The organism is Streptomyces sp. PH10-H1, assembly GCF_030063355.1.
Lineage (GTDB): Bacteria > Actinomycetota > Actinomycetes > Streptomycetales > Streptomycetaceae > Actinacidiphila.
This window is the reverse complement of sequence record NZ_JASISZ010000040.1, coordinates 13,062-29,804: the sequence shown is the minus strand read 5'-3', so window position 1 is coordinate 29,804 and position 16,743 is coordinate 13,062. Positions and strand designations below refer to the sequence as shown.

The window sequence follows — 16,743 nt, the reverse complement described above, 5'->3', positions numbered from 1 at the left end:
GTCCGCGAAGTGCGGGCCTGCCCTTCACTGAGGTGGTTGCCCCGTTCTGCCGGGTATCACCCCTGTGCCGGGATTGGCGCCCTTCGGGAGTGTTGCGAAGATACGTCAATCCACCGTGCCAGTCCCGCCCTTGCGAGGTGTGGACGTTGCGTGATTGCTCACACGATCGGGGTCGGCCCGTCGATCGGGCGTCCGAGTACACCCGGGCGCCGCTGCCACGGCAGCGGGCCGCCGGGCGGACGGTACTCCACACCGAGCGCGTCAAGTCGCGCGTAGTGGGCTTCCATTCGGCTCTCGAAGTCCGCCCAGTCGCGCTCGTCGGGCGCGGGCAGCCGTGACCAGGCCACCTCGGCGAACGCCGCCAGCCGCGGGAACACCATGTAGTCCACGACCCGCACCGAGTCCATCACCTCGGTCCACGCGTTGGCCTGGGTCCCGATGACATGCGCGGCCTGCTCCTCGGTGAGCTCCCGCGGCACCGGCTCGAACCGGTAGACGTCCTCCAGCGTGCGCACCCGCGCGATCGGCACCGGCTCGTCGGCCCGGTCCGACTGCCGCCAGTCCAGGTAGACGTGGGACTCCGGGCACATCACGACATCGTGTCCGGCCCGCGCGGCCGAGATCCCCCCCTCGTAGCCCCGCCACGACGAAACGGCCGCCCCCGGCGCCAGGCCGCCCTCCAGGATCTCGTCCCAGCCGATCAGCCGCCGGCCGCGCTCGGCGAGCCAGCCGTCGAAGTGGCGGATGATCCAGCTCTGCAGCTCGTCCTCGTCGGCCAGCCCCAGCTCCTTGATCCGGGCCTGGGCGGCGGCGGAGGCGCGCCACTGCTCCTTGGGGCACTCGTCGCCGCCGATGTGGAAGAACTCCGAGGGGAAGAGGTCGAGCAATTCGGTGAAGACGCCCTCGTAGAAGCGCAGGGTGGTGTCGGAGGGGGCCAGTACGTTGGGGTTGACGCCCCAACCGGTGAGCACGGGAAGGGCGGTGGTGTCGACGACGTCGGTGTTGCCCAGCTCGGGATAGGCGGCGATGGCCGCCTGCGAGTGCCCGGGGATGTCGATCTCGGGCACGACGGTGATGTGCCGCTGCGCCGCGTAGGCGACGATCTCGCGGATGTCGTCCTGCGTGTAGTAGCCGCCGTGCGGCCGCTCGTCCCACAGCGGGGACTCCCGCAGCCCCACCTTGGTCCGCTCGCGCCAGGCCCCGACTTCGGTGAGCCGCGGATAGCGCTTGATCTCCACCCGCCAGCCCTGGTCGTCGGTGAGGTGCAGATGCAGCACGTTGAGCTTGTGCGCGGCCATCAGGTCGAGATAGCGCAGCACGCCGTCCCTGGGCATGAAGTGCCGGGCCACATCGAGCATGAAGCCGCGCCAGGCGAACCGCGGGGAGTCCCGCACGTGGCAGAACGGGATCCGCCATTCGCGCCCACCGATCGGCGCGCGCCGGAAGGCGTCCGGGCCCAGCAGCTGTCGCAGGGTCTGCGCGCCCCAGAAGACCCCGGCCGGGCCGCCGCCGTAGAGGTGGACGCCGGTCGGCGAGACCACGATCCGGTAGCCCTCGGCCCCGAGTTCCCCGGTGACCGTCTCGTGGACCGTGATCCTGATGGCGTCGGTCTCCGACCCGTCACCCGGCGCCAGCCGGTGGCCGGTGGCCGCTCCGAGCTCGGAGCGCAGCCATCTCTCCGCCCACTCCGTTCCGGGGCCGGCGGCCAGCACCGTCTCCGGCCCGAGGACGAAGAAGCTGTCTTCCGAGTAGTCGGTCACCTGGCGCGGGGCGGGGATCAGATCCATGCCCGACATCCTGCCCCGCCGGAGGCGGATTGGCATAGACCAATCGGGGAATCAAGCAAACGCCCGCCGCCGGGCAACCCGCGATCGCGGGCACACCGGCGGCGGGCGTCAGCTCTCCGCAGCGGTCAGCTCTCCGGAGCGGTCAGCTCTTCTCGCCGCCCTTGCCGCTCTTGTCCTTGTCGCCGCCGCCGAGCGGCATCGTCTCGAAGATCTCTTTGCACATCGGGCAGACCGGGTACTTCTTCGGGTCACGGCCCGGCACCCACACCTTGCCGCACAGCGCGACCACCGGAGATCCGGAGAGCGCGCTCTCCATGATCTTGTCCTTCTGTACATAGTGTGCGAAGCGCTCGTGGTCGCCATCGCCGTGCGACACCTGCGGGGTCGGCTCGACGAGGGTGCCAGTGCCGGCCCCGCGTTCGGGCTCAAGAGTGCTCATAGCCGTCAAGCCTAATTGAGCGACGGGTCGTCCGGGTACGTGGCCACCATCGCCAATTCATTGCGTTGCCGTCTCAGCACGGAGCGCCACAGCCGCTCCGGGTCCGGCGAGGAGACATCACCCGGTTCCGACTCCACGACGTACCAGGCACCGTCGACCAGTTCGGCCTCCAGTTGGCCCGGCCCCCATCCGGAGTAACCCGCGAAGATCCGCAGTGATCCCAGTTCCGCGGCGAGCAGTTCCGGCGGCGCCTCCAGGTCGACGAGGCCGATCGCGCCGTGCACCCGCCGCCAGCCGAGCGGCTCGTCACCGCCGTCGTCCCACGACTCCCCCGGAACGACGGCCAGTCCCAGCGCCGAGTCCAGCGATACGGGGCCGCCCTGGAACACCACCGGTGGCGAGCCGGCGAGCGTCGCCCACGGCTGGAGCACATCCCCGACGCCGACCGGGGTCGGGCGGTTCAGCACAACGCCGAGCGACCCCTCCTCGTCGTGGTCGAGGAGGAGTACCACTGCCCGGTCGAAGTTCGGGTCCGCCAGAGCGGGCGTCGCCACGAGAAGCCTGCCGGTGAGCGAAGTGACCTCCGTCATGGTCAACATGATCCCGCATCCCGGGCCGCCGCGGGGTGCCAACGGCTCGCTCCGGCGTGATTGCGCAGCGTGCGGGGTAGTCGCAGGGCGGGCACCGGCGGCCCGCGGCGGGCTGTGGCGCGTCGTGCGGGCGCGGCTGTAGCGAAGTCATGACACGTCTGGCACCTCCTGCGCTTACAGGAGGTGCCTGTAGGCGCATTACCATTTCTTCTTGGTGCCTGCGGGAACCCCGCCCATTTTTATGACTGTCTCCAGGAACGCGAGATTCATGACCGACGCTTCCGACGTACTGCTTGTCCATGGCGGAACCCCGCTCCACGGCGAGATCCGTGTCCGTGGCGCGAAGAACCTCGTGCCCAAGGCCATGGTGGCCGCCCTCCTCGGCAGCGAGCCGAGCCGACTACGCAACGTGCCCGACATCCGCGACGTCCGCGTGGTGCGCGGGCTGCTCCAGCTGCACGGCGTGACGGTCCAGGCCGGCGAGGAACCGGGCGAGCTGGTGCTCGACCCCTCGCACGTCGAGAGCGCCAACGTCGCCGACATCGACGCGCACGCCGGATCCTCCCGGATCCCGATCCTCTTCTGCGGACCACTGCTGCACCGTCTCGGGCACGCGTTCATCCCGGGCCTGGGCGGCTGCGACATCGGCGGCCGGCCGATCGACTTCCACTTCGACGTGCTCCGGCAGTTCGGCGCGACCATCGAGAAGCGGCCCGGCGGCCAGTACCTGGAGGCCCCGCAGCGGCTGCGCGGCTGCAAGATCCGGCTGCCGTACCCGTCGGTCGGCTCGACCGAGCAGGTGCTGCTGACGGCCGTACTGGCCGAGGGCGTCACCGAGCTGTCGAACGCGGCGGTCGAGCCGGAGATCGAGGACCTGATCTGCGTCCTGCAGAAAATGGGCGCGATCATCTCGATGGACACCGACCGGACGATCCGGATCACCGGGGTCGACAAGCTCGGCGGCTACAACCACCGCGCGCTCCCGGACCGCCTGGAGGCGGCTTCCTGGGCGAGCGCGGCGCTGGCCACCGAGGGCAACATCTACGTCCGCGGCGCCCACCAGCGGTCGATGATGACCTTCCTGAACACGTTCCGCCGGGTCGGCGGCGCCTTCGAGATCGACGACGAGGGCATCCGCTTCTGGCACCCGGGCGGCCCGCTCAACGCCATCGCCCTGGAGACCGACGTCCACCCCGGTTTCCAGACCGACTGGCAGCAGCCGCTCGTCGTGGCGCTGACGCAGGCGTCAGGGCTGTCGATCGTGCACGAGACGGTCTACGAGTCCCGGCTGGGCTTCACCTCCGCGCTCAACCAGATGGGTGCGCACATTCAGCTCTACCGCGAGTGCCTGGGCGGCTCCGCCTGCCGGTTCGGGCAGCGCAACTTCCTGCACTCCGCGGTCGTCTCGGGCCCCACCAAGCTCCAGGGCGCCGATCTCGTCATCCCGGACCTCCGGGGCGGCTTCTCGTACCTGATCGCCGCTCTGGCGGCCCAGGGCACCTCCCGGGTGCACGGCATCGACCTCATCAACCGCGGCTACGAGAACTTCATGGCGAAGCTCGCGGAGCTGGGGGCCAACGTCGAGCTGCCGAACCCCGTGAGCGTCTAGTACCTCACAGCGGACGCTGGAGCGCCGGACACCGGGCACAGCAAGGGCGGCCATCCCCCGAGGGGGATGGCCGCCCTTTGCCTTGCCAGTCTGGACTTACTTGCCCTTGGCGGCTTCCTTGAGCTTGGAGCCCGCGGAGACCTTCACGCTGTAGCCGGCCGGGATCTGGATCGGGTCGCCGGTCTGCGGGTTGCGCGCGGTGCGAGCGGCACGGTGGGTGCGCTCGAAGGTCAGGAAGCCGGGGATGGTGACCTTCTCGTCGCCCTTGGCGACGATCTCGCCGACGGTCTCGGCGAGAGCGGCCAGAACGGCGTCGGCGTCCTTACGGGTCACCTCGGCGCGCTCGGACAGAGCGGCCACCAGCTCACTGCGGTTCATATCTTTACTCCCGTGTTCTTTCTGCCAGGGGGGCGCGAGCTTGAAGCTGATGCTGCCTCACTGCCCGAGTGTGCATCCTGCCCCCATATATGGGGGGAAAGCCAATCCGGCACCCGTGCGAGTCGCATAAAAAGCGGCTCGGATGCGCGGTGATGACCCAGTGTCGTCACACTGTGGCCGTCGAGTCGGTTGCCGCGCCCATCGCCTTCGCCGCGTTACGAACGGCTCCGGCGACGGCACCGGCCACCTTGTCGTTGAATACGCTGGGAATGATGTAGTTCGCGTTCAGCTCGTCCTCGCCGACGACATCGGCGAGCGCGTGGGCCGCGGCCAGCATCATCTCGGTGTTCACCGTATGGCTGTGCGCGTCCAGCAGGCCACGGAAGACACCGGGAAAGACCAATACGTTATTGATCTGGTTGGGGAAGTCGCTGCGGCCGGTGGCGACCACCGCGGCGGTCTGCCGGGCGACGGCCGGGTCCACCTCGGGGTCGGGGTTGGCGAGCGCGAAGACGATCGCGTCCTTCGCCATCGCCGCGACATCGTCGCCGGTCAGGACGTTGGGGGCGGAGACGCCGATGAAGACGTCCGCACCGCGTACGGCCTCTTTGAGCGTGCCCGTGATGCCCTCGGGGTTGGTGTTGTCCGCGATCCAGCGCAGCGGCGACTCAGGGTCTGCGTTCACCAGGTCGGGACGGCCCGAGCGCACCACGCCGTGGATGTCGGCGGAGACGGCGTGCTTCACACCGGCGGCGAGCAGCAGCTTGAGAATGGCCGTACCGGCCGCGCCCGCACCCGACATGACGACCCGTACGTCGCCGATGTTCTTGCCGACCACGCGCAGCGCGTTGGTGAGCGAGGCGAGCACCACGATCGCGGTGCCGTGCTGGTCGTCGTGGAAGACCGGGATGTCCAGGGCCTCCCGCAGCCGGGCCTCGATCTCGAAGCAGCGCGGCGCGGAGATGTCCTCGAGATTGATGCCCGCGAAGCCGGGGGCGATGGCCTTCACGATCATGACGATCTCGTCGGCGTCCTGGGTGTCGAGGCAGATCGGCCACGCGTCGATGCCCGCGAAGCGCTTGAAGAGCGCCGCCTTGCCCTCCATGACCGGCAGAGCGGCCATCGGGCCGATGTTGCCGAGGCCGAGCACCGCGGAGCCGTCGGTGACCACGGCGACGCTGTTGCGCTTGATGGTCAGCCGGCGGGCGTCGTCGGGGTTCTCCGCGATGGCCATGCACACCCGGGCGACGCCCGGGGTGTAGATCATCGACAGGTCGTCACGGTTGCGGATGGGGTGCTTGGACGCCATCTCGATCTTGCCGCCGAGGTGCATCAGGAACGTACGGTCGGAGACCTTGCCGAGGACGACGCCCTCGATGCCGCGCAGCTTCTCGACGATCTCACTGGCGTGTTCGGTCGAGGATGCGGCGATCGTCACGTCGATCCGCAGCTTCTCGTGGCCGGAGGCGGTGACGTCCAGACCGGTGACCGAGCCTCCCTCGGACTCCACTGCGGTGGTGAGCTGGCTGACCGCTGTCCCGCTCGCGGGAACCTCCAGCCGTACCGTGATCGAGTACGAGACGCTTGGCGCCGTTGCCATCCTGACGACCTTCTTCCGCTGCCTGCTTCTTCTGTGCTGTGCCGCTCGATCGTTGCACCTACTGACCGGTACGCGTAACCGCGCCCACGACAACAGCAACAGGAACGGAAAGCTTCTTCCACAATGCGAGAAATGGGCCTGATATTCAAGCCCGGTCGGCGGCCGGGGACAAAATCCGGGCTGTCGGCAGATGCGGGAAGCAACCCACGGGACGGTTTGTTAGCCTGGGTACGGCACCGGCTCGATCCAAGCCCCCGGGCCCAACCTTAGGCGCTTCGAGCGCCCACTTGCCGCGAGGCGAGCATGGCGGGTCGGTGTCACCAGCGTCCGACGGGCGCCCCTCCATCGAGGGGCGCCCGTCGTCGTTCCGCCTGCCGGCCCTTGACCTCAGCGGGCCCCCGGCCCGCTCAGTCCCGCAGCAGATCCGGGACGCCGGCCGCGTCGGGGCTGTCCCGTTCACCGGAGAGCACCGTGAGCCGCTGGGTGGCGCGGGTCAGCGCCACGTACAGCACCCGCAGTCCGGCCGGGGACTCGTCGGCGATCTCCGCCGGCGAGACCACGATCGTCGCGTCGTACTCCAGGCCTTTGGCCTCCAGGCTGCCCAGTGCCACCACCCGGTCGCCGAGCCCCGCCAGCCACGTGCGGGCCTGCGCGCGGCGGCCCATGGCCACCACCACGCCGACCGTGCCGTCCACGTCGGCGAGCAGCAGCTCGGCCTCCGCGCGCACCGCCGCCCCCAGATCGGCGCCCGCCACCGCGAAGCGGGGCACCAGCCCGGTGGAGCGCACCGCGCGCGGCGACTCCATGCCGGGCATCGCCAGCCGCAGGACCTTCGCCGCCAGATCGGCGATCTCCGACGGGTTGCGGTAGTTGACCGTCAGCGTGAAGCGGCGGCGCGGCCGGCTGCCGAGCGCCTCCTCGCGGGCCAGGGCGGCCTCTTCGGGATCCGTCCAGGAGCTCTGCGCCGGGTCACCGACGATCGTCCAGGTCGCGGTCCTGCCGCGGCGGCCGACCATCCGCCACTGCATCGGCGTCAGGTCCTGCGCCTCGTCGACGATGACGTGGGCGTACTCGGCACGCTCCTCGTCGAGCCGGTCGGCGCGGTTGCGGCGGCCGCCGCCCATCCGGTCGGCCGAGGTGGTGACCTCGTCCAGACCGGTCAGCATGTCCAGCGGGTCCGCCTCGCGCTTCTTCGGGCGCGGCGGCGGGCCCAGCAGCGTCTCCAGCTCGTCGAGCAGCGCCACATCGTGCACGGTCAGACCGTCGCGGCGCAGCGAACGCGCCACCCGGCGCACCTCGGGCGGGGTGAGCACCCGGCGCGCCCAGCGGCCCAGCCGCTTCTCGTCGGCCAGCGCCGCCAGCACCCCGCGCGGGGTGAGCACGGGCCAGTACGCCTGCAGGAAGTCCAGGAACTCCGGCTCCGTCGAGATGTCCTCGTCGAAGCCCTGGCGCTCCTCGGCGGCCAGCTCCTGATCGTCGAAACGGCGTCCCGCCTTGCGCCACAGCGCGTCCAGCAGCAGCCGGCGGGCGCGGGGGCGCAGCAGGTTGACGGGCGCGGTCCCGCCGAGCACGTTGTGCCGGATCGACGACAGCTCCTGCTCGCCCAGCTCCAGCCGCCGCCCGAAGGCGACGACCCGCAGGGTGGTGCGGGGGGCGCGCCGATCGCCCGCCTCATCGTCCGCGTCGTCGTCGAAGAGGGCGGCCTGCTGCTGCGGCCTGCCGGCCACCGGCGCCTCCAGCGCGCCGCGCGACGCGTTGCGCAGCACCTTCAGCATCCGCAGCGAGCCCTTGATGCGGGCGACCGCGGGATCGTCGTACGTACCGGCCTCCGCGCCGTCGACGAGCGAGCCGACGGCGCGGATCGCGACTTGGCCCTCCTCGCCGAGCGACGGCAGCACGCCCTCGGTGTACGCCACCAGAAGCGGCGTCGGGCTGACGACCAGGATGCCGCCCGCGTACCGGCGCCGGTCCTGGTAGAGGAGATACGCGGCGCGGTGCAGCGCGACGGCCGTCTTGCCGGTGCCCGGGCCCCCGGTCACCTCCGTGACGGACGCGGCGGGCGCCCTGATCACCATGTCCTGCTCGGCCTGGATGCTCGCCACGATGTCGCGCATCGTGTGGCTGCGGGCCTGCCCCAGTGCGGCCATCAGCGCACCGTCACCGACGACCGGGAGCCCGGTCTCCAGTTCGGGGCGGAGCAGGTCGTCCTCCACTCCCAGCACCTTGCGGCCCTTGGACCGGATGACGCGCCGCCGCACCACCCGCCCCGGGGAGACCGGCGTCGACCGGTAGAAGGGCGCGGCGGCGGGCGCCCGCCAGTCGATCACCAGCGGCGCGTACTCGGCGTCCAGGACGCCGATACGGCCGATGTGCAGCACTTCCGCGATCTTCGCGGCATCGTTGACGACGGCATCGTCCGACGGCTCGAGAGACGTGAACGCGCCGTCCGGGCCACGCTTTCCGTCCTTGCCCCGCAGCAGGTCGATCCGCCCGAAAAGGAAGTCCTCGAACTCCGCGTTCAGCCGGTTGAGGTGCAACCCGGCACGGAACACCTGGGCGTCGCGCTCGGCGAGCGCGCCGGGTGTCCCGACCTGGCCGCGCTTGGCGGCGTCATCCATAAGGAACTCGGCTTCGTGGATCTTCTCCTCGAGCCGGCGGTACACCCGGTCCAGGTGCGCCTGTTCGACGGCGATCTCCACGTCCCGGACCCCCCCAGGCGCTGTGGTTTGCGCGGCCACGCAAGACCCCCTATCTCCTGTGCGTTGAGCGCTCCGTGCGGGTTCTGCTACACGCACGGGGCAGCCTGCAACCGTACGCGACCCACACCCCCCTCCGCACCACTCCGCCTGCGCCGAGCTCCGATTTGCCACGCCGGCCCACACCACCGCCCCCGAGGTGAGCCGCACCCGGAACATCCGCCTCGCCGCGACACCGGGACCGCGCCCGCGGGGTGGTGCGTCGCGGGGCTCCCTGGACGCGCTTGCCGCAGGCGGTCAGGGCTGCGTGGCTACCGCGCGGCGGCGGTGGCGGGCCACTCGTTCCCGGTTGCCGCAGATCTCGCTGCTGCACCAGCGGCGGCGGCGGCCGCGGGAGGCGTCGAGGTAGATGAGGGAGCAGCTCTCCCCCTCGCACTGCCTCAGCTGGCTCCGGGCAGCGGGATCCGTGAGGAGGTCGACGGCGTCGCGGGCGACGGCCGCGAGCAGGGCGGCGCAGTCGGGTTCGGCGGCCAGGGTGCGGACGAGGCTGCCGTCCGGCGCGGGCCGCGCGCTGGGGGCCGGCGGGGCGGCGAGGGCCGCGGCGTTGAGCCGGGAGATGTCGGCGGGTGCGGCGCCGTCCCGCGTGGCTCCGAGCTGGGCCGTCACCACCCGCCGCAGTACGTCCCGCAGCGCGAGGAACCGGCCGAGCCACGCCGCGTCGGCCGGTACCGGGGTACCGCTCGGGACGAGTCCGCTGCCGTACAGCCATTCGGTGAGGCGTGCCGGCGAGTCGAGGCGGTCGACGGGCTCGTCGGGCAGCCGCCCGGTGACCGTCGCCAGAAGGTTGAGACACACCCGCCCGGTGTCGAAGCGAAGCTCGGACGAGGCCGAAACCGTCATGTGCCCGTCACCCTTCCAGCTGCCGCCCGTGACCCTCTGCCCCCAGAGTGCCCCGCTACGGCGACGCGGGCTAGGGCAACGGACGGGCCCTACTCCTCCCCCGCGTACTTGTCATCCGTGAGCGGGTCGAGCGCCAGCCGGTATCCCCGTTTGACGACGGTCTGGATCAGTTTGGGCGCGCCCAGCGACGTCCGCAGCCGGGCCATCGCGGTCTCGACCGCGTGCTCGTCGCGGCCCGCTCCCGGCAGGACCCGCAGCAGGTCCGCGCGGGAGACGACCCATCCCGGCCGCCGGGCGAGCGCGCGCAGCAGCGCCATGCCGGCGGGCGGCACGGGGTGGAGCTCACCGTCGACGACGGCCGCCTGGCCGCGGATCTCGACGCGGCGGCCCGCGACCGGCAACGACCGTACGCGTCCCGGCAGTTCGGCGGCGATGAGCTGGACGAGCGGACCGAGCCGGAAACGTTCGGGCTGGAACGTCGGGATGTCGTGGGCCACCAGCGGCAGGGCGGTGACCGGCCCCACACAGGCCGGCAGGACGTCGTGCCGCAGCGCGTCGAGCAGCTTGTCGAGCCGGCCGAGCCGTTCGGCCCGCTCCAGGAGCGAAGCCGCCGCCGGGGCGCTGGTGAAACTCACCGCATCGAGTGAACGCGCGATCGCGGCGTCGATGAGCCGGTCGACGGGGCCGATGTCCTCCGGCGGCATCCACCGGTACACCGGTACGCCGACGACCTCGGCGCCCGCCGCCCGCAGCGCCTCGATGAAGCCCGGTAGCGGCTCACCGTGCAGCTGGACGGCGATCCGCTGACCCTCGACGCCGTGCTCCAGCAGCCGGTCGAGGACCTCGGCCATCGATTCGGAGGCCGGCGACCAGGTCTCCGTCAGCCCGGCGGCGCGGATCGCGCCCTTGACCTTGGGGCCGCGGGCGAGCAGTTCCACGCCGGCCAGCCGGGCCAGCAGCGCCTCTCCGAGACCCCATCCGTCCGCGGCACCGACCCAGCCGCGGAAGCCGATCGCGGTGGTGGCCACCACGATGTCCGGGCCGTCGTCGAGCAGCTCCTTCGTCGCCGAGAGCAGTTCCGCGTCGTCCAGCAGCGGCACGATCCGCAGCGCGGGCGCCCGCACCACCGCCGCCCCGCGCCGCTCCAGCAGCGCGGCCAGCTCATCGGCCCGCCGGGCAGCGGTCACCCCGACGGTGAACCCGGCCAGCGGCAGCACCTGGCCGCCGCCCGCCGCGGGCCCGGCACGCCCCGACCGGCCCTGCGCGGCGAGCAGGTGCGCACTGCCCGCACCGTCCGCACCGCCCGCTCGGTCGCCACCGCCCGCTCCGCCCGCGGTGACCTCTCCGCCGGCCCCGGGCGGTCCCGTGGCCCGGCCACCGTCACCGGACGCGGCCGACGGCAGGTGCGCGCCGTCCGTTCCCTGCTCTGCGTCCCGTACTCGCATGGCTTGCCCCACTCCGCTGGTAGTGCATGTGCTCAGTGGCCGCCCACCGCAGCGCCGCGGTGGTTGCCGCCGTCCAACCCCCCGCGCCCCACCGGACGGGCCGGCCGGGCCGGGCGCCCGCCGATCGGCGGGCAGTTCCCCCCGGCAAAGGCGATGCCGCCCCGCCGGGTAGGCGCATCGTGCCAACGCGGGGTGACGGAAGGGGTACCTCCGGATTTCCCCGGTGTTACGCCTCAGCTCCGGGTGTTACGCCCCAGCTCCGGGCCGGCGACCGGACCTGGCGGCGCGGACAGCCGGACCGGAAGCGCCGGAACCCGCTGGGCCCCGGCGCCGCCGGGCCCGCTCAGACCTTCGCGTAACTGAGCTGCGGCGCCGGCTCCGCCGCCGGGGAGAGCGCGGGCGGAGCCACGGGCCGGCGCAGGTATACGGCCCAGGTCAGCGCGAAGCACACCGCGTAGAAGGCCAGAAAGGAGACGAACGCCGGGGTTCCCGTGTGCGCGGCGAGGAAGGACTGGCGGAAGGCGAGGTTGATGCCGAGGCCGCCGAGCGCGCCGACTGCGCCGATCAGGCCCATGGAGGCCCCGGAGAGCCTGCGTCCGTATACGGCGGCGGCCTCGCCGGTGAGGCCCTTGGCGATCGCCTTGGCGTGATAGATGCCGGGGATCATCTTGTACGTCGAGCCGTTGCCCAGTCCGGTGAGGACGAACAGCGCGATGAAGCCGACGGTGAAGACCGGCAGCGACTTCTGCACCGAGGCGAGGATCACGACGAGCGTCGCGGCGGCCATGCCCAGGAAGTTCCAGAGCGTGATGCGCGCTCCGCCGAAGCGGTCCGCGAGCCGGCCGCCGACCGGCCGGATCAGCGAGCCGAGCAGCGGCCCGATGAAGGTGATCGACGCGGCCTGCAGCGGGGTGCGGGCGAACTGGTTCTGCAGCACGAGGCCGAAGGCGAAGCTGTAGCCGATGAAGGACCCGAAGGTGCCGATGTAGAGGAAGGACATGATCCAGGTGTGCGGGTCCCGCACCGCCTCCCTGGCGGCGCCGGTGTCGTTCCGCACGGGCGCCAGGTTGTCCATCCGCAGCGCGGCGAGCGCCGCCACGATCACGATGAGCGGGATGTACGCCCCGAGCAGGATCCTCGGGTGCGCGGCGCCCGCCGTACCGATGACGAGCAGCCCGACGAGCTGCACGACGGGCACCCCGATGTTGCCGCCGCCCGCGTTGAGACCGAGCGCCCATCCTTTCTTCCGGAGTGGGAAGAAGGAGTTGATGTTGGTCATGGAGGAGGCGAAGTTGCCGCCGCCCACCCCGGTGAGCGCCGCCACCAGCATGAAGGTGCTGTACGAGGTGCCGGGCTTCATCACCACAACGGCCGCGATGGTGGGGAGCAGCAGCATCAGCGCGCTGAAGACCGTCCAGTTGCGGCCGCCGAAACGCGCCACGGCGAAGGTGTACGGGACCCGGACCAGGGATCCGACCGCCGTCGCCATCGCCACCAGGAAGAATTTCCCGGCCGGGTCGATGCCGTACTGGGGGCCCATGAAGAGCACCAGCACCGACCACAGGGTCCAGATGGAGAAGCCGATGTGTTCGGACAGAATGGAAAAGAGCAGATTGCGATTGGCGGTTCTACGTCCGCCGTTCTCCCAGAACTCCGCGTTCTCCGGGTCCCACTGCTCGATCCAGCGGCCCCCCTTGCGCGTCGCCGTCGTGGTGGCACTCATTACGCCTCCAGGCCCTGCCGGTGTCGGGTGTTGTCCACGACAGTAGGAACGGCCGGTTACCGCACGATGGCCCGAAGTGACGCGGGCGCAACCATGCACTCACCCGGCGCCGGGGGCCGCTGTGAGACGGGCGTCGGGGCCGGGCAGCCAGCTGCCGGCGGGCCGGTGCAGCCAGTCCCCCGTCGCCGACAGACCGGTCACCGCCTCGTGCAGCGCGGTCAGCCCGGGGTGGCGCAGTCCGCGGCGCCAGACCATCGAGACGAGGGCGAGCGGGACGGGGTCCACCAGCGGCCGCAGTACCGCGCCCGGCAGCTCCAGGAACTCGATGGTCGCCAGCACCGGCCAGCGGTGCTTGCGCATCAGCCGGATGAACTCCGCCTCACCCTCGATCTGCGGGAAGGGCGCGGCCACCGCGATTCCCCGGCCCGCGAAGAGCCGCTCGGCGAGGTCGGTCCACTCGGCGGTGGTGGGATTGCCGGCCCCGGCGTAGAGCCTCTCCCCGGCGAGAGCGTCCAGCGGAATCTCCGGGAGCGGGGCCAGCGCGTGGTCCTCCGGCAGGACGACGGCCATCGGCTCGAAGCGCACCGGCCGGTGGTCGAGCCGGGACAGGACGGCGGGGGCGAGTCCCGCGACGCGGCCGAAGGAGACGTCCAGCCGTCCGGCGAGGATGTCCGCGGCGGCGCCGGTGAGCCCGCTGTGGAAGCGGGCGATCAGCTCGGTGCCCGGGGCCGTGGCGCGCGCTTCCTCCAGGACCCGGCGCCCGGTACTGACGGGCGCGCTGACGTCGACGAGCAGCGGACGGCCGTCCGCCGCGAAGGCCGCGGCCAGCTCGTCCTGCGCCGCGAGCACCCGGCGCGCGTACGGGAGGAGCCGTTCCCCGTCGGCGGTGAGTTCGACGCGCCGGGTGGTGCGGACGAACAGCTCGGTGCCCAACTCCCGCTCCAGCCGCCGGACATCACGGCTGAGGGCCTGCTGGGCCACATAGAGCGTGGCGGCGGCGCGGGAGAAGTGCAGCTCCTCGGCGACGGCGGCGAAGGCGCGCAGCAGGCGGGGATCCATGTCGTTCGGCACGCCGCCATTGAACCCCAGCCGGCCACCGGCGCCGATTGACACCCGGAGTGCGTCAATGGCCGCCGATCAGGTGTTGGACCGCGGCGGGACCCGGCCACGAGGCTGATCGCATGCACCGTCCCGCACCGCTGCTGCTGCTCATGGTCAACGGCGGCACCCTCATCGCCGCCGACCGCACCGTCAACCACCCGGTCGGCGCACGGCCGTCGCGTGGGCCGTCGCGTGGGCCGTCCGGTGAGCCGTCCCGTAAAGCGTCCGAGCCCTCCCGGCTGGGCGCGTACCGGCGGATCTTCGCCGCTCCTGGCACCACCGCGTTCACCGTGGGCAGCCTGCTGTCCCGCGCCCCCATGGGAATGTTCGGCGTCAGCCTCATCATCATGGTCGCCACCACACGTGGCTCCTACGCCCTGGCCGGCGCCGTCGCTGCCGCCGGAATGGCCGCGACCGCCGTCCTCGCCCCGGTCGTCGCCCGCCTCACCGACCAGTACGGGCAGGCCAGGATCGCCGTGCCCGCCACCGTCTGGTCCGTGGCGGCCTGTCTGGCCCTGCTGCTGTGCGTGCGCTACGACGCCCCGTCCTGGACACTCTTCGCCACGTACATCGCGAAGTCGACCACCCCGAACACCGGCGGCATGGCCCGCGCCCGCTGGGCCCGTCTCTACCGCGACGACCCCGCGGCCCGCCATGTGGCCAACTCCTTCGAGCAGGTCGCCGACGAGCTGTGCTTCCTGCTCGGCCCGGTCCTGGCCGCGTTCCTGTGCACGGCGCTCTTCCCCGAGGCGGGCATGCTGGTCGCGAACGTGCTGCTGCTCGCCGGCGTCCTGCTGTTCGCCGCCCAGCGCGGCACGGAACCGCCCGCCCCGGGACGGGCCGGGGCCGGTACCCGGTCACCGGTCCGCATACCCGGCATGCCGGCCCTGCTGGCCGTGTTCTTCTGCACCGGGGTCGTCTTCGGCGCAATGGAGATCACCACGATCGCCTACGCCGACTCCCAGGGGCACACCTCGGCGGCGGGCGCCGTACTCGCCCTGCAGGCCGCCGGATCCGGCGTCGCGGGACTGCTCTACGGCCTGTCCCGGCCGGCCGGTCCCGCCACGGCCCGGTTCGCGGGCGCGGTGGCCGCGATGGCCGCCCTCATGACCTTGCCGCTGCTCGCCCGGAATCTGCCGGAGCTCGCCTGCTGCCTCTTCCTCGCCGGCTGCGCCACCGCCCCGACCATGGTGAACGGCATGACCCTCGTGCAGAGCCTCGTCCCGGCCGCCCGCCTCAACGAGGGCATGACGCTCGCCGTCACCGGCATCCTGGCGGGCATCTCCGCGGGCGCCGCCCTCGCCGGCGCCGCCGCCGAACGCTTCGCCCCAAGCACCGGCTTCTGGCTCCCCGCCGCCGCGGGAGCGCTGGCGCTGCTGCTGGCCGCGGGCATGAAAAAGGCCCCACCGCGGTGAGCGGCAAGGCCTTCGTCATACATGGGGTGGTGGAGATGGCGGGAATCGAACCCGCGTCCTGTGGTGCGGAATCAGGGCTTCTCCGAGCGCAGTCCGCTGTGCTTTTCTCAGCCCCGGCAATCACGCGGACAAGTTGCCGACGGGCTCAGTCACTGTTTGGTTTCCTTCAAGCCCCCGTGACCGGGTCATGAAGTTTAGTTCCCTAGATTATGCCAGGATCCAGGTCGGGAACAGCTCCTGGGCTGACACTCCGTAGAGCTTTCGTCTAGCTACTTATTAGGCAGCGAGAGCGAAAGCGGAGACATCGCGCTTTGAATTGGCGATTATAGTTTGCGACATATGGTTAACGAGATCATTGCCGCTTCCTCGGCTCGCTTCCCCTGCTTCGACATCCCCAGTCGAAACCGATCATCCCCATGTTATTTTATCAATGTGCACACCGGAGCCTGCGGGCGGACCCGCGAGAACCGGCGGCGCTGTACCCATCGTACGTGACCAAGGCCTGACGGGGCCACTGCATTCCGGTGCGACCGGGCCGGTGCGACCGGGCCCGTACGACCGCGTCAGCCGCGCTGACGCCGCCGGGCCGCGGAGATCACCTTGTCCGACTCACGGCGGTCCTGCTTCTCGCGCAGGGTCTGCCGCTTGTCGTACTCCTTCTTGCCCTTCGCGAGCGCGATCTCGACCTTCGCCCGGCCGTCCTTGAAGTACAGCTGGAGCGGGATGATGGTGTGGCCCGACTCCTGCGTCTTGTGGATCAGCTTCGCGATCTCGGCCTTGTGCAGCAGCAGCTTGCGCCGCCGCCGGGCGGCGTGGTTCGTCCACGTTCCCTGGGTGTACTCGGGGATGTGGACGTTGTGCAGCCACGCCTCGCCGCCGTCCAGCTGCGCGAAGCCGTCCACCAGCGAGGCACGTCCCATCCGCAGCGACTTGACCTCGGTGCCGGTGAGCACCAGGCCCGCCTCGAAGGTGTCCAGGATGAGGTAATCGTGCCGCGCCTTCTTGTTCTGCGCGATCAGCTTGTGACCAGTCTCTTTCGCCATAGCGCGGCCATTCTCGC

The 16,743-nt window shown here is 71.3% G+C and carries 13 protein-coding genes and 1 other RNA gene; 2 read left to right on the top strand and 12 right to left on the bottom strand.

The genetic code is table 11. The annotated features are described in order from the left end of the window. Nucleotides 1-158: 158 nt before the first annotated feature. The 3 genes from QMK24_RS23340 to QMK24_RS23330 form a co-directional block, all read right to left on the bottom strand. Nucleotides 159-1,787, bottom strand: coding sequence for a beta-N-acetylhexosaminidase (locus tag QMK24_RS23340; RefSeq protein ID WP_283468594.1), 1,629 nt, complete (start codon nucleotides 1,785-1,787; stop codon nucleotides 159-161). Between the two features lie 142 nt (nucleotides 1,788-1,929). Further along, nucleotides 1,930-2,226, bottom strand: coding sequence for a DUF3039 domain-containing protein (locus tag QMK24_RS23335; protein ID WP_283468592.1), 297 nt, complete (start codon nucleotides 2,224-2,226; stop codon nucleotides 1,930-1,932). 11 nt (nucleotides 2,227-2,237) lie between these two features. After that, nucleotides 2,238-2,816, bottom strand: a complete 579-nt coding sequence (locus tag QMK24_RS23330; RefSeq protein WP_283468591.1) for a YqgE/AlgH family protein — start codon at nucleotides 2,814-2,816, stop codon at nucleotides 2,238-2,240. A 268-nt stretch (nucleotides 2,817-3,084) separates the two neighbouring features. Here QMK24_RS23330 and murA point away from each other — a divergent pair, with 268 nt between their 5' ends. After that, nucleotides 3,085-4,425 carry a UDP-N-acetylglucosamine 1-carboxyvinyltransferase gene (murA, locus tag QMK24_RS23325; RefSeq protein WP_283468590.1) on the top strand — a complete coding sequence of 447 codons (1,341 nt, stop codon included), beginning with the start codon at nucleotides 3,085-3,087 and terminating at the stop codon, nucleotides 4,423-4,425. 96 nt (nucleotides 4,426-4,521) lie between these two features. Here the strand turns inward: murA and QMK24_RS23320 are convergent, their stop codons facing one another. The 7 genes from QMK24_RS23320 to QMK24_RS23290 form a co-directional block, all read right to left on the bottom strand. Then, nucleotides 4,522-4,803, bottom strand: coding sequence for an HU family DNA-binding protein (locus tag QMK24_RS23320; protein ID WP_007264399.1), 282 nt, complete (start codon nucleotides 4,801-4,803; stop codon nucleotides 4,522-4,524). 166 nt (nucleotides 4,804-4,969) lie between these two features. Further along, nucleotides 4,970-6,403 carry an NAD-dependent malic enzyme gene (locus tag QMK24_RS23315; protein WP_283468589.1) on the bottom strand — a complete coding sequence of 478 codons (1,434 nt, stop codon included), beginning with the start codon at nucleotides 6,401-6,403 and terminating at the stop codon, nucleotides 4,970-4,972. A gap of 407 nt (nucleotides 6,404-6,810) precedes the next feature. After that, nucleotides 6,811-9,141: a HelD family protein gene (locus tag QMK24_RS23310; protein ID WP_283468587.1), complete on the bottom strand. Its 2,331-nt coding sequence runs from the start codon at nucleotides 9,139-9,141 to the stop codon at nucleotides 6,811-6,813. A 255-nt stretch (nucleotides 9,142-9,396) separates the two neighbouring features. Then, nucleotides 9,397-9,999 (bottom strand): CGNR zinc finger domain-containing protein, encoded by a 603-nt coding sequence (locus QMK24_RS23305; RefSeq protein WP_283468585.1) that lies wholly within the window; start codon nucleotides 9,997-9,999, stop codon nucleotides 9,397-9,399. Nucleotides 10,000-10,088: 89 nt separating this feature from the next. Further along, nucleotides 10,089-11,444, bottom strand: coding sequence for a uroporphyrinogen-III synthase (locus QMK24_RS23300; RefSeq protein ID WP_283468584.1), 1,356 nt, complete (start codon nucleotides 11,442-11,444; stop codon nucleotides 10,089-10,091). Nucleotides 11,445-11,787: 343 nt separating this feature from the next. Further along, nucleotides 11,788-13,167 (bottom strand): MFS transporter, encoded by a 1,380-nt coding sequence (locus tag QMK24_RS23295; protein ID WP_283468583.1) that lies wholly within the window; start codon nucleotides 13,165-13,167, stop codon nucleotides 11,788-11,790. Between the two features lie 99 nt (nucleotides 13,168-13,266). After that, complete coding sequence (locus QMK24_RS23290) at nucleotides 13,267-14,238, bottom strand: LysR family transcriptional regulator (protein ID WP_283468582.1); 972 nt, start codon at nucleotides 14,236-14,238, stop codon at nucleotides 13,267-13,269. Nucleotides 14,239-14,348: 110 nt separating this feature from the next. On the opposite strand from QMK24_RS23290, the gene QMK24_RS23285 reads away from it, so the two are divergent. Further along, a complete protein-coding gene (locus QMK24_RS23285) occupies nucleotides 14,349-15,683 on the top strand; it encodes an MFS transporter (protein ID WP_283468579.1) in 1,335 nt (444 codons plus the stop codon). A 27-nt stretch (nucleotides 15,684-15,710) separates the two neighbouring features. Here QMK24_RS23285 and ssrA read toward each other — a convergent pair. Continuing rightward, nucleotides 15,711-16,099, bottom strand: a transfer-messenger RNA (tmRNA) gene (ssrA, locus tag QMK24_RS23280). A gap of 147 nt (nucleotides 16,100-16,246) precedes the next feature. Further along, nucleotides 16,247-16,726, bottom strand: a complete 480-nt coding sequence (gene smpB, locus QMK24_RS23275; RefSeq protein WP_283468578.1) for an SsrA-binding protein SmpB — start codon at nucleotides 16,724-16,726, stop codon at nucleotides 16,247-16,249. Between the last annotated feature and the right edge of the window lie 17 nt (nucleotides 16,727-16,743).

What these genes read in the sequence shown, in the direction of transcription:
- QMK24_RS23340 (WP_283468594.1), bottom strand. Translation starts at nt 1,787, where the DNA reads ATGGATCTGATCCCCGCCCCGCGCCAGGTGACCGACTACTCGGAAGAC.
- QMK24_RS23315 (WP_283468589.1), bottom strand. Translation starts at nt 6,403, where the DNA reads ATGGCAACGGCGCCAAGCGTCTCGTACTCGATCACGGTACGGCTGGAG.
- QMK24_RS23320 (WP_007264399.1), bottom strand. Translation starts at nt 4,803, where the DNA reads ATGAACCGCAGTGAGCTGGTGGCCGCTCTGTCCGAGCGCGCCGAGGTG.
- QMK24_RS23305 (WP_283468585.1), bottom strand. Translation starts at nt 9,999, where the DNA reads ATGACGGTTTCGGCCTCGTCCGAGCTTCGCTTCGACACCGGGCGGGTG.
- murA (WP_283468590.1), top strand. Translation starts at nt 3,085, where the DNA reads ATGACCGACGCTTCCGACGTACTGCTTGTCCATGGCGGAACCCCGCTC.
- QMK24_RS23330 (WP_283468591.1), bottom strand. Translation starts at nt 2,816, where the DNA reads ATGACGGAGGTCACTTCGCTCACCGGCAGGCTTCTCGTGGCGACGCCC.
- QMK24_RS23295 (WP_283468583.1), bottom strand. Translation starts at nt 13,167, where the DNA reads ATGAGTGCCACCACGACGGCGACGCGCAAGGGGGGCCGCTGGATCGAG.
- QMK24_RS23300 (WP_283468584.1), bottom strand. Translation starts at nt 11,444, where the DNA reads ATGCGAGTACGGGACGCAGAGCAGGGAACGGACGGCGCGCACCTGCCG.
- QMK24_RS23285 (WP_283468579.1), top strand. Translation starts at nt 14,349, where the DNA reads ATGCACCGTCCCGCACCGCTGCTGCTGCTCATGGTCAACGGCGGCACC.
- smpB (WP_283468578.1), bottom strand. Translation starts at nt 16,726, where the DNA reads ATGGCGAAAGAGACTGGTCACAAGCTGATCGCGCAGAACAAGAAGGCG.
- QMK24_RS23335 (WP_283468592.1), bottom strand. Translation starts at nt 2,226, where the DNA reads ATGAGCACTCTTGAGCCCGAACGCGGGGCCGGCACTGGCACCCTCGTC.